9 protein-coding genes and 1 pseudogene are annotated in these 13068 nt (G+C 62.9%); all 10 read left to right on the top strand.

Annotated features, from left to right (window positions below; genetic code table 11):
• A partial coding sequence (locus YA0848_RS01575) for a beta strand repeat-containing protein (protein WP_198731214.1) occupies nucleotides 1–4506 on the top strand: 4506 nt, incomplete at its 5' end.
• A 41-nt stretch (nucleotides 4507–4547) separates the two neighbouring features.
• On the top strand, nucleotides 4548–6062 hold the full coding sequence (locus tag YA0848_RS01570; RefSeq protein WP_034095263.1) for a TolC family protein: 1515 nt from the start codon (nucleotides 4548–4550) through the stop codon (nucleotides 6060–6062).
• Nucleotides 6046–6621 (top strand): annotated as a pseudogene (gene cysC, locus YA0848_RS01565) (adenylyl-sulfate kinase); the annotation flags it as partial. The gene YA0848_RS01570 and the pseudogene cysC, both read left to right, overlap by 17 nt.
• Before the next feature lie 45 nt (nucleotides 6622–6666).
• Nucleotides 6667–6912 carry a DUF2789 domain-containing protein gene (locus tag YA0848_RS01560; protein WP_187697034.1) on the top strand — a complete coding sequence of 82 codons (246 nt, stop codon included), beginning with the start codon at nucleotides 6667–6669 and terminating at the stop codon, nucleotides 6910–6912.
• A 413-nt stretch (nucleotides 6913–7325) separates the two neighbouring features.
• Complete coding sequence (locus YA0848_RS01555) at nucleotides 7326–7736, top strand: MarR family winged helix-turn-helix transcriptional regulator (protein WP_034095264.1); 411 nt, start codon at nucleotides 7326–7328, stop codon at nucleotides 7734–7736.
• Nucleotides 7733–9811, top strand: a complete 2079-nt coding sequence (locus tag YA0848_RS01550; RefSeq protein WP_169903697.1) for an FUSC family protein — start codon at nucleotides 7733–7735, stop codon at nucleotides 9809–9811. Before YA0848_RS01555 ends, YA0848_RS01550 begins: the two co-directional genes overlap by 4 nt.
• A complete protein-coding gene (locus YA0848_RS01545; protein WP_010214247.1) occupies nucleotides 9808–10017 on the top strand; it encodes a DUF1656 domain-containing protein in 210 nt (69 codons plus the stop codon). Before YA0848_RS01550 ends, YA0848_RS01545 begins: the two co-directional genes overlap by 4 nt.
• Nucleotides 10014–10904, top strand: a complete 891-nt coding sequence (locus YA0848_RS01540) for an efflux RND transporter periplasmic adaptor subunit (RefSeq protein ID WP_034095266.1) — start codon at nucleotides 10014–10016, stop codon at nucleotides 10902–10904. Before YA0848_RS01545 ends, YA0848_RS01540 begins: the two co-directional genes overlap by 4 nt.
• Nucleotides 10901–12343: an efflux transporter outer membrane subunit gene (locus tag YA0848_RS01535; RefSeq protein WP_169903696.1), complete on the top strand. Its 1443-nt coding sequence runs from the start codon at nucleotides 10901–10903 to the stop codon at nucleotides 12341–12343. Before YA0848_RS01540 ends, YA0848_RS01535 begins: the two co-directional genes overlap by 4 nt.
• A 92-nt stretch (nucleotides 12344–12435) precedes the next feature.
• Nucleotides 12436–13068 carry a hypothetical protein gene (locus YA0848_RS01530; protein ID WP_034095268.1) on the top strand — a complete coding sequence of 211 codons (633 nt, stop codon included), beginning with the start codon at nucleotides 12436–12438 and terminating at the stop codon, nucleotides 13066–13068.

The raw sequence follows: 13068 nt of genomic DNA, 5'->3' as shown, positions 1-13068 counted from the left end.
ATCGATACCGTGCGGCCGACCGCGACCATCGTGGTATCCGACACCGCGCTCAACATCGGCGGTTCGTCCCTGGTACACCTCACTTTCAGCGAAACGGTCAACGACCTGGACCTGACCGACCTGAGCGCATCCAATGGCAGCCTGAGCAATCTAGTCCAGGTCGATGGCACCCACTGGACGGCAGTCCTCACACCCAACGCCGCGGTCAACCACAGCGGTAATTTCGTCACGCTCAACAACACGTTGATTACCGATGGTGCGGGCAATGCTGGCAGCGGCACGACCCAGTCCAACACCTACGCCATCGATACCGTGCGGCCGACCGCGACCATTGTGTTCAGCGCGACCAACCTGGGGATCGGCCAAACGTCGCTGGTGACCATCACCTTCAGCGAAGCCGTGACCGGGTTTACCAACAATGATTTGACGGTGACCAACGGCACCCTGAGCCCGGTCATCACCAGTGATGGCGGCATCACCTGGAGCGCCATCTTCACGCCGACCGCCGCAATCGTCAGCGCAAGCAACCACATCACCTTGGACAACACCGGGGTCCAGGATGCAGCTGGCAACGCCGGCAGCGGTACCACCACCTCCAACAACATTGCCATCGATGGCGTGCGCCCGACGGCGACCGTTGTAGTCACCAACGACACGCTGAAAATCGGCGACACCTCGCAGGTGACCATTACCTTTTCGGAAGCCGTGGTCGGATTCACCAACGCCGACCTGACGATCGCCAACGGCACGCTGTCGCCGGTGAGCAGCCTCGACGGCGGCGTCACCTGGACCGCAACCTTTACCCCGAGCGCGAGCACCACCGACGCCACCAACCTGATCACCCTGGACAACACCGCCTACAGCGACACCAGCGGTAATATCGGCACCGGCACCACCAGTTCCAACACCTACAGCATCGACACCGAGCGGCCGACCGCGACCATCGTTGTCGCTGACCCGGTGCTGACCGCTGGGCAAACCTCGCTAGTGACTATCACCTTCAGCGAAGCGGTGAGCGGTTTCAGCCTGGCCGACCTGAATGTCAGTCAAGGCAGCCTGAGCGGCTTGAACAGCGCCGACGGCATTACTTGGACCGCGACCTTCACGCCGGCTACGAATACCAACAGCGCAACCAATGCCATCACCCTGGCCAATGCCGGTGTCAGTGATCTTGCTGGCAACGCGGGCTCCGGCACGACCCAGTCGGCCAACTTCACCATCGACACCGTACTGCCGACGGCGACTGTCGTGGTGGCGAATCCAGCGTTGAATATCGGCGGCACGTCCCTGGTGACCATCACCTTCAACGAGGCGGTCACCGGTTTCAGCAACGCCGACCTGACCATCACTAACGGCACCCTGAGCGGGGTAACCACCATGGATGGCGGCATCACCTGGACCGCGACCTTCACGCCGAGCAACAACCTCGCCGACGCCACCAACCAGATCACCCTCGACAACAGCGGGGTCCAGGCGGCGGTTTCGGGCAATACGGGTTGGGGCAGCAGCGCTTCCAACAACTACGCTATCGACACCCAGCGCCCGACCGCCACCGTGGTGGTGACCAACGAGCACCTGGGCATCGGTAGCACATCCCTGGTGACCATCACCTTCAGCGAAGCGGTGACGGGTTTGAGTCTGGCCGACCTGACCACCGACAACGGTACCCTCAGCAGCCTGAGCACCAGCGACAACATCACCTATACCGCGACCATGACGCCGGTAGCGGGAGTCAGCCAGAACAACAACCGGATCGTCCTGGATAACACCGGTGTGGTCGATATCGCCGGCAACGCCGGCTCCGGAATCACCGAATCCAACACCTACGCGCTCGACAGCGTGCGCCCGACCGCGAGCATCGTGGTGGCCGATCCGGTGTTGAGCGCCGGTGAAACTTCACTGGTGACTATCACTTTCAGCGAGGCGGTGACCGGGTTCGATAACAGCGACCTGAGCGTGGCCAATGGCATCCTGAGCACTGTGAGCAGCAGCGACGGTGGTATCACTTGGACCGCCACCTTCACGCCGACCGCAGGTGTCCACGACACCACCAACCTGATCAGCCTGAGCAATGCGGGCGTGAGCGACCTGGCCGGCAACGCCGGCACGGGTATCACCAACTCGGGTAACTTCACCATCGACACCGTGCGACCCACGGCGACCATCATCGTGGGGAACCCGGCCCTGAGTATTGGTGCGAGTTCATTGGTGACCATCACCTTCAGCGAAGCGGTCACCGGCTTCACCAACGCCGACCTGACCGTCGCCAACGGCACCCTGAGCACTGTGACCAGCGGCGATGGCGGCATCACCTGGACCGCGATCCTTACGCCGACCACCAGCGTCACCGACGCCACCAACCTGATCACCCTGGACAATACCGGTGTGAGCAACGCCTCGGGCAATGCTGGTAGCGGCACCACCGACTCGAACAATTACGCGATTGATACTGTGCGTCCTACGTCCACCATTGTGGTCGCGGATGCGGCGCTGAGCCTCGGTCAAACTTCACTGGTGACCATCACGTTCAGCGAGGCGGTGAGCGGTTTCACTAACGCCGACCTGACCATTGCCAATGGCACCCTGAGCACGGTGAGCAGCAGCGACGGCGGTATCACCTGGACCGCAACGTTCACCCCGACCGCCAGCATCACCGACATCAGCAACGTGATCACCCTGGACAACACCGGCGTCACCGACCTGGCGGGCAACGCAGGCGCAGGCACCACCGACTCCAACAACTACAGCGTCGACAGCCAGCGGCCGACGGCCACGATTGTCATGAGCGACAGCGACCTGCGCCCGGGCGAAACCTCATTGGCGACCATCACCTTCAGCGAGGCCGTCACCGGCTTCGACAACAGCGACCTGAGCGTGGCCAATGGCAGCCTGAGCAACGTCAGCAGCAGCGACGGCGGCATCACCTGGACGGCAACGTTCACGCCCACGTTGAGTGTGACCGACACCACCAACCTGATCGTGCTGAACAACACCGGCATCTCCGACCTGGCGGGCAACAGCGGCACCGGCACCACCAGCTCCGCCAACTATGCCGTGAACACCGAGGTGCCGACGGCAACCGTCGTGGTGGCCGACACGCAACTGAAAGCGGGCGAAACCACCCAGGTGACCATCACCTTCAGCCAGGCCGTCAGCGGCTTTACCAACGCTGACCTGACCCTCGCCAACGGGACTCTGAGTGCGGTCAGCAGCAGCGATGGCGGCGTTACCTGGACCGCGACGCTCACGCCGACCAGCAATATCACCGACACCAGCAACCTTATCGTGCTGGACAACAGCGGCGTGACAAATGCCTCGGGCAACAGTGGCGTCGGCACCACGGACTCCAACAACTACAGCATCGATACCCAGCGGCCGACCGCGACCATCACCGTGGCGGACGCCCTCCTGGGCATCGGGCAAACCACCACGGTCACTGTGACCTTCAGCGAAGCGGTCAGCGGGTTTGACCTGTCGGACCTGAGCGTGGCCAACGGCACCTTGTCCAACCTTGCCACCAGCGACGGCGGCAAGACCTGGACGGCCACGTTGACGCCGACCGGCGCAATTACTGACCCCACCAACCTGGTGGTGCTGGACAACGGCCTGGTCAACGACGCTGCGGGCAATGCCGGTGCAGGCATTGCGATTTCCAACAACTATGCGCTCGACGCCGACCGGCCAACTGCGACTATCTCCGTCGCCAACCCGAACCTCACTGTCGGCCAGACCACCACGGTAACGTTCACCTTCAGCGAGAAAGTCAGTGGCTTCGACCTGGATGACCTGAGCGTGGCTAACGGCACCTTGTCCAATCTGTCCACCAGCGATGGCGGCAAGACCTGGACGGCCCTCCTCACGCCGACGGCCAACCTTAATGACCCGAGCAACTTCATCACCCTCGACACCAGCCTGGTGACGGATGCGGCGGGCAATGCCGGAAGCGGTTTCAGCAACTCCGGCAACTACGCGATCAACACCGTCGCGCTGACCGGCGACCCGCTGTTCCGCGTCGATGGCCCGATGGCGCCACCGAGTGCGCCGGACGCGCCGCTGCAACCGATCATCTTTGGCCCGCCCAGCGGCAACTTGGGCTCGCCGATTGGCTTCCCGGCATTGTTCGAGCAGCGTGAATTGGGTGGCGGCTTGCCACCGATCGGCAACATCTTTATCCGCAACAACGCCCTGGCGCCGAGTTATATCGCCCAGGTATTCGGCATCGATGGCGGCAATGCTGCGGGTGCCTCTGGGTTCCTTGGGTTTGGCGGCGGCGATGGCGGGGTGTTTGGTTCAAGTACCTTGTCGGGCCTGTTCAACCGCGAAAACCACGGTGACGCGAGCGACTCCAAAGCGTTCGACAGCAAGTCGATCAAAAGCTCGGGCGGTGCACTGGGTGCGCCGACCTTCGGCCAGCAATTGCACCAGATCAACGACAAAGAACAGCGCCAGGTCATGGACTTGGCGCTGGCACTGCAGCAGGTCGGCATCAGCGAAATGCAGGCTTGAACACACTCAATTAAAGACGCAGGAACAGGGGCAGTCCACGGATGAATACAGCTCAAAAGTTATTCGGTGCCAGCTTGCTGGCTCTTGCAATCAGCGGGTGCGCAGTCACCAGTGACCCCATCGAGCGCAGCGTCAGCGAGCAACGCGCGCGCAGCGATCTACACGGCATGTACAAGGATCAGGAACCGTTGAGCGGCCCGCTGACCCTGCACGAGGCCATGGCTCGCGCGGTCAAGTACAACCTCGAAGGCCGTTTGAAGGTGATGGAAGAGGCGCTGGCCAAGCGTCAATCCGACCTGTCCAGTTTCGACATGCTGCCGCGCATGGCCCTGTCCGCTGGCTATGCCGGGCGTAACAACACCAACGCCTCCAGCAGCCAGAGTGTGCTCACCGGCACCCAGTCCCTGGAACCCTCGACCTCCCAGGACCGCGACCGTCGCGTGGCCGACCTGACCATGGTGTGGAACGTGCTCGACTTCGGCGTGAGTTACATCAGCGCCAAGCAGCAGGGCGATCAGCGCCTGATCATCCAGGAACGTCGACGCAAGGTGATCAACACCATCGTGCAGGACGTGCGTTCCGCCTACTGGCGCGCGGTGGCCGCCGAGCGTCTGCTGACCCAGATCGACAGCCTCATGACCCGTGTCGACCAGGCCCAGGCCAATAGCCAGAGCATGAGCGAACAGCGTATCGGCGACCCGGTCCAGGCGCTCGGCTATCAGCGTGCGTTGATCGAAGCCACACGCCAGTTGCAAGAGCAACGCCGGGCCCTGTCGTTGGCCAAGACCGAGCTGTCGACCCTGATCAATCTGCCCATGGGCACTGAGTTGAAACTGGCCACGCCCGATGACTACAGCGTTCCTCAGCTCAAGGTGAACCTGGCCAGCCTGGAGCAGGAAGCCCTGGCCAACCGCCCGGAACTGCGCGAGCAGGATTACCAGACCCGCATCAGCGCCGCCGAAACCCGTAAAGCCATGCTGCGCTTGCTGCCGGGGCTGGAGTTTTCGGCCGGCGGGCATTACGACAGCAACTCGTTTCTAGTGGACAACCGCTGGGCCGACTACGGCGCCAAGGTCACCTGGAACCTGTTCAATGTGATCTCCGCCCCGGCGGCCATCGACGTGGCCAAGGCCGGTGAAGAAGTCGCCACCGCCCGGCGCCAGGCGATGTCGATTGCCGTGCTCGCGCAACTCTACGTGGCCAACGCCAACTTTCAGGACGCGGTGCGCCAGTTCAAAACCAGCGAACAACTTGCCGATATCGACGGGCAAATCCTCGGTCAATTGCGCAACCGTCATGAGGCCGCCGGGATCGGTGAGCTGGACCTGATCCAGGGTGAACTCAACACCTTGCAGGCCGACCTGCGCCGCGACCTGGCCTACGCCGATCTGCGCAACGCCTACGGGCAGATCTTCGCCAGCGCCGGTCTCGACCCGCTGCCGGAGCAACTGGACTCCGACCGCGTGCAAAGCATCGCCAGCGCCCTGGCCAGCCGCGAATCGGCTTGGGCGGCGGGCAATATCGCAGCGCCGGTGCCCCGTGCCGTTGCCCAGTAACCTGGTAGCGCCGACGGCGAGCATCACTCGCCGTCAACGCGAAGCGCGCAATGGGCATCGCGGCGTGGCGATCCTGCTCACCGGCCTGCCGGCCTCGGGCAAGTCCACCCTGGCCCAGGGCCTGCAAGCCGCCTTGTTCGAACAGGGCCGACAGACCCTGGTACTCGACGGCGATACCCTGCGCGGCGGGCTCAATCGAGACCTGGGTTTTTCCGATAAGGACCGCCTGGAAAACATCCGCCGCGCCAGCGAACTGGCGGCGCTGTTGGTGAACAACGGGCAGATTGTGATCCTGGCAATGATTGCGCCACTGACGGACCTGCGCGCAGTGTTTGCCGAACGCCTCGGTGACGATTATCGCGAAGTGTGGTGCAGCGCCTCACTGGCAGTGTGCGAAAGCCGCGACCCCAAGGGGCACTACGCCCGTGCGCGTAAAGGCGAGTTGCCGGGGTTTACCGGCATCGGCTCCCCCTATGAACCGCCGCCCCTGGCATCGCTGGTGTTGGACACCGGCGTGCTGTCGGTGAAACAGGGCGTCGAGCGATTACTGGCCTGGCTGGCGCCTGAACTAGACTCTGGGCATTCATCTTCTCAGGAGCCCACCATGGAATCGCCCGTGCACAGCTTGCCGTCACTGTTCAAACAGCTTGGACTGCCGGATGACCCGGTCAGTATTGATCAGTTTGTGACCGCTCACTCGCCACTCAAGCCGGATTTGAAGTTGGCAGAAGCGTTTTTCTGGACAGACAGCCAGAAAGCATTTTTGCGTGAGGAAATCTTGGACGATGCGGATTGGGCGGAGGTGGTGGATGAGTTGAATCTGATGTTGCGGGATGGCCGAGGGGTGTAAAAAAAATCTTTTGAAAATGGTGTTTTGTAAAAAAAGGTGAGCAGTAAAAAAATCTGGGCGCTAATCGCCTGGGTTTTTTTGGGGGGGGGTCACCTTGGCGACAGTCGGATATGCCCATCACTCGAATCGGCAGCGCCACCTGGATGGCGAGGCCGCACAACAATCCTGAAGCTGACACCGATCCAAATGTGGGAGGGGGCTTGCCCCCGATTACGGTGTGCCAGTAACAGCTTGTTTGCCTGACCCACTGCTATCGGGGGCAAGCCCCCTGCCACCTGTGTCATGCACTAACCCTCCATCCATCGCTAAATTGTTTCAAAACTTGACGCAATTCGATCCCTTCGCCATATTGATAGTTAGCAAACTAACTGTATGCGAACTATCCAGTGCCTCAATCCCTCGAACAACTCCAGATGAACCTCAGCAGCAGCATGGTGGTGGGCGCCCGTCATTGGCGCAAAATCTGCCAGAGCACGCTGGTGAGCTACGGTATTTCCGAAGCCTGCGCCGTGCCGTTGTTGATGATCGGCCGTTTGGGCGACGGTGTGCATCAGGTCAAGGTCGCCCATGCGTCGGGGATGGAAAGCCCGTCCCTGGTGCGCCTGCTCGACCAGCTGTGCAGCGGCGGCTATGTGTGCCGCACCGAAGACGTCCACGACCGCCGCGCCAAGGCCTTGAGCCTCACCGAACGTGGCCGCGAACTGGTGCAGGCGGTAGAGGCGCAACTGGTGCGCCTGCGCAAAGACGTGTTGGCGGATATCGCGCCCGCCGATATGGAGGCGGCCCTGCGGGTGTTGCGTGCCTTTGAGGCGGCGACGCTTTGAACGGATTCTTCACCGGTTTCCCGCCCGCCCGCGACTGGTTCTACGGCGTACGCACCTTCGCGGCGTCGATGATCGCCCTGTATATCGCCATGCTGATGCAGATGCCCCGTCCGTATTGGGCAATGGCCACGGTGTATATCGTTTCCAGCCCGTTTGTCGGCCCCACCAGCTCCAAAGCGCTGTACCGCGCCATCGGCACCTTGATGGGGGCGGCGGCGGCGGTGTTTTTTGTGCCGATGTTCGTGCAATCGCCGTACATCCTGGTGGTGGTGATCGCGCTGTGGACGGGCACCTTGCTGTTTCTGTCCATGCACCTGCGCACGGCCAACAACTACGCGCTGATGCTGGCCGGCTACACCTTGCCGTTGATTGCCCTGCCGGTAGTGGATAACCCACTGGCCGTGTGGGATGTGGCCGAGGCGCGTACCGAAGAAATTTTCCTCGGCATTGTGGTGGCCGCCGTGGTCGGCGCGATGTTCTGGCCACGACGCCTGGCGCCGGTGTTCGACGGTTCGGTGGCCAAGTGGTTTGCCGATGCGCAGGTCTACAGCCAACGGTTCCTCACGCGCACGGTGCAGCCTGACGAAATCAGCACCTTGCGCGGCGGCATGGTCGCCACCTTCAACACCTTGGAATTAATGATCGGCCAGTTGCCCCACGAAGGCGCGCGTCCACAGACGGTGCGCAATACCAAAGAACTGCGCGGGCGCATGATCCACCTGCTGCCGGTGGTGGAGGAGCTGGATGACGCGCTGTACGCCGTCGAACAGCGCGCGCCGCAGTTTCTCGAACGCCTCAAGCCGCTGCTGGACGCCACCGCCCAGTGGCTGCAAAGCAGTGCCGACAATCCGTCCCTGGACAGTTGGCGCGCCCTGCGTGACCAGATCGAAGCCCAACAGCCCAAGGGCGACGCGCTGGATGATCGCCACACCTTGCTGTTTTCCAACGCGCTGTACCGCCTCGGCGAATGGGTCGACCTGTGGCAGGACTGCCGCAGCCTGCAAACCGCCATCCACTGCGAGAGCCAGGACACCTGGCGCGCCGTCTATCGCCACTGGCGCTTGGGCCGGCTCACGCCGTTCCTCGACCGTGGCCTGATGTTCTACTCGGCGTTTTCCACCGTCACCGCGATTATCGTCGCCTCGGCGCTGTGGATTCTGCTGGGCTGGACCGACGGCGGCAGCGCGGTGATCCTGGCCGCCGTCGCGTGCAGTTTCTTCGCCTCGATGGACGACCCCGCGCCGCAGATCTACCGGTTCTTTTTCTGGACGGCGATGTCGGTGCTGTTTGCCAGCCTCTATCTGTTTTTGGTGCTGCCCAACCTGCACGACTTTCCGATGCTGGTGCTGGCGTTCGCGGTGCCGTTTATCTGCATTGGCACGCTGACCGTGCAGCCGCGCTTCTACCTGGGCATGCTGCTGACGCTGGTTAACACCTCGTCGTTCATCAGCATCCAGGGCGCCTACGACGCCGACTTCCTCAACTTCGCCAACGTCAACCTGGCCGGGCCCGTGGGCCTGCTTTTCGCATTTGTGTGGACGCTGATTGCGCGCCCGTTCGGCGCCGAACTGGCGGCCAAGCGCCTGACGCGTTTCAGTTGGCACGACATCGTCGGCCTGACCGAGCCGGCGACCCTGGCCGAGCACCGGCACCTGGCCGTGCAGATGCTCGACCGTTTGATGCAGCACCTTCCGCGTCTGGCCCTGACCAATCAGGACACCGGCATTGCCCTGCGCGATTTGCGCGTGGCGCTCAACCTGTTGGACCTGCTGGCCTACTCGCCGCGCATCCTCGGCGTGCCGCGTGTGCTGCTCAACCAAGTGGTGGAGGGTGTGGGCGGTTACTTCAAGGCGTGCCTGAAAGCGGGTGAACGCTTGCCCGCGCCCAGCGGTCTGCTGATGACCCTCGACCGCACGCGCCGCGCCCTTAATGGCCAGGGCCTGCAAGGCGAAGACGACACCCGCCTGCATTTGCTGCATGCGCTGGCCGGCCTGCGTCTGGCGTTGTTGCCCGGCGTGGAATTTATTGGCGGTACGGAGATGGAAGCGCCGCTACCCGATGGAGCGCCTTTATGATCGGTGATCTGGATATCAGCGGGGTGTTCCTGCCCACGCTGCTGGTGCTGATGGGCATTACGTACGTGCTGTTTCTGGTGGTGCATGGGTTGTTGACCCGTCTCCACTTCTATCGCCTGGTCTGGCACCGGGCATTGTTCAATGTGGGGCTCTACGCGCTGTTGCTGGGCGCGGTGGACTCACTCAGTCGATACCTGATGACATGAAAAAACCGTTTTTGACTATTGGCCGTGTGGTCCTGACGCTGCTGATCGTGAGTTTTGCGGTCGTGGTGGTGTGGCGCATGGTCATGTACTACATGTTTGCGCCGTGGACCCGTGACGGCCATATCCGTGCCGATATCGTGCAGATCGCCCCGGACGTGTCCGGGCTGATCCAACGCGTGGACGTGCACGACAACCAACTGGTGAGCAAAGGCCAGGTGCTGTTTGCCGTCGATCAGGACCGCTTCAAGCTGGCCCTGCGTCAGGCCCAGGCCGCCGTGGCCGACCGCCAGGAAACCCTGGCCCAGGCCCAGCGCGAATATAAGCGCAACCGTGGCCTGGGCAACCTGGTGCCCAGCGAGCAATTGGAAGAAAGCCAGTCTCGCGTGGCCCGCGCCCAATCGGCCCTGGCCGAAGCCCAGGTGACGGTGGACTCGGCGCAGCTCAACCTCGACCGCTCGGTAATCCGCAGCCCCGTGGACGGCTACGTCAACGACCGCGCGCCGCGCACTCAGGAGTTCGTCACCGCTGGGCGCCCGGTGCTGTCGGTGGTGGACAGCAACTCGTTCCACATCGACGGTTATTTCGAAGAGACCAAACTCGACGGCATCCACGTCGGCATGGGTGTGGACATCCGCGTGATCGGTGACAACGCCCGTTTGCATGGGCATGTGCAGAGCATCGTCGCCGGCATCGAAGACCGCGACCGCAGCAGCGGCTCCAACCTGTTGCCCAACGTCAACCCGGCGTTTAGCTGGGTGCGCCTGGCCCAGCGCATCCCGGTGCGCATTGCTTTTGATGAGGTGCCGGCGGACTTTCGCATGATCGCCGGACGTACCGCCACGGTGTCGATCATTGACGACTCAACCAAGGCCGGAGCCCGGCCATGAAGCAGTTGTTAGCCATTGTTGCCCTGGGTTCTTTGCTGTCGGCCTGTCAGATGGTCGGCCCGGATTACCAGGTGCCGGATACCGCCGCGATCAAGCGTGGCGATCTGCAAGGGCAACTGCCGTCCGATGGCAAGAACGTGGTGTCGGCGCCGGTGCCGACGGATTGGTGGAAGCTCTACAACGACCCGCGTCTGGATGAACTGGTGCGCCAGGCCATGACCTCCAACACCGACCTGCGGGTGGCTGCGGCCAACCTGCAACGCGCGCGCTATCAAGTGCAGCAGGCCGAATCCGCCGGCGGTTGGAGTGCCGGCGCCAAGGCCGAGGCCCAACGCTTGCAGGAATCCGGCGAAGCCTTCCTGCTGTCGGAAAAAGTCCCGGTGGGTAACATCGGCAGCGTGGGCATCACCACGTCGTATCAATTCGACCTGTTCGGCACCCTGCAACGCGGCATCGAAAGCGCCCAGGCCAGCGCCGACGCCACCCAGGCCGCCGCCGACATCGCGCGCATCACCCTGGTGGCCGATGTGGTGCGCTCCTACACGCAAATCTGTGCGGCGAATGAAGAACTGGCGATTGCCAACCGTTCCCTGGAACTGCAAGCGCAAAGCACCACGCTGACCCAGCGCCTACGCGATGCCGGCCGGGGCGATGAAACCCAGGTGACGCGCTCGCAAACCCAATACAAATCCCTGCGCGCCGAGATGCCGCGCTACCAGGCGGCGCGTCAGGCGGGGCTCTATCGCTTGTCGATGCTGCTGGCCAAACCCCTGGAGCAATTGCCGGCGGGCATCGGTGATTGCGCCGAGTTGCCGCACATCGCCCAATTGCTGCCGGTGGGCGACGGTGCCACGTTGCTCAAGCGCCGCCCCGACGTGCGCCAGGCCGAACGCCAATTGGCCGCCGCCACCGCGCGCATCGGCGTGGCTACCGGCGCCCTGTACCCGGACATCGCCATCGGCGCCAGCGTCGGCACCGTGGGCCTGCTCGATAACCTCGGCCAACCGGCGACCAACCGCTGGGGCTTTGGCCCGATGATCAGTTGGACCGTGCCGACCAACGGCGCCCGGGCGCGTATCCATGAAGCTGAAGCCGCCACCCAGGGGGCCTTGGCGCATTTCGATGGGGTGGTGCTCAACGCGATCCGCGAAACCCAGACCGGCCTGGCCCAGTACACCGCCGTGCTGCAGCGCCGCGACGCATTGGCCGAGGCCGAGCAATCGGCGCAGCAGGCGGCGGACCAGACCCACCGCTTCTTCCAGGCCGGTCGCGCCTCGTTCCTGGCCGACCTTCAAGCCACGCGCACTTACACCGAAATGCGTGCCCAACTGGCGGCGGCCAACACTCAGGTCGCCATGAGCCAGATCGACCTGTTCCTGGCCCTTGGCGGCGGCTGGGAAAGCGGACGAACGCAAGCGTCGGCGTCCAGCAAACCCTGAGCGAATAGCTATGCTTTGACAGGCGGGCGCCGTGGCTTTCGAGCCAGGCGCACGCCTGACACTGCTCGCGTTTGCTCATGGGGATTCCAATAATGAAAAACCCTTATGCTCCCGCTTTCTGGTGCGTGCTCTTCGCACTGGTGCTGTTATCGGCCGCGTATTTCTATGGCGTCATGCTTTCCCACCAACTCGACAAGGCCATGGTGTTTCTCGACAGCGCCTGCCTGGTGATCGGCACCTTGTCCATCGGCGTGGTGGCCTGGGCGTCCTACCAGAATCAACGCATCAAGAAAAAACTCCTCGAACAAGGCAAGACCCGCGTGGCCATCTGGGACACCAAGGTCGCACTGCGCCGCGTCGAAACCGTATTCGACCGCTATTTCTGGGGCAGCTACTGGCAGCCGGGGCGCACCTTCCAGGAAGTGATGGGCGACCTGACGGGCACGCCGTTGGAAAAAAGCCTCGAAACCCTGAAAAAGCAGTGCGTGGTGCTCGACAAGCAGGTCGCCGAAGGTCGGCATTGGCTCAATAACGCGCGGGAATTGTCCGACGTCGCCACGCAGATGGCCCGCGAGCGCTACCAGCTGGACTTCTGCGACCCCAAGACCGACACCCCTGGCAACGCCGTGATCCACCGCGAATTCGAGGTGCTGGTGTACACCTGGACGGCGCGCTTGAAGAGCTTCGATCACCAGCTCGATGAAATCGAATTGGAGTATTCGTGA

It is taken from the genome of Pseudomonas sp. S4_EA_1b (assembly GCF_016307435.1).
Lineage (GTDB): Bacteria > Pseudomonadota > Gammaproteobacteria > Pseudomonadales > Pseudomonadaceae > Aquipseudomonas > Aquipseudomonas rhodesiae.
The sequence above is the reverse complement of the archived record's forward strand: the minus strand, read 5'-3'. Positions and strand labels throughout refer to the sequence as shown.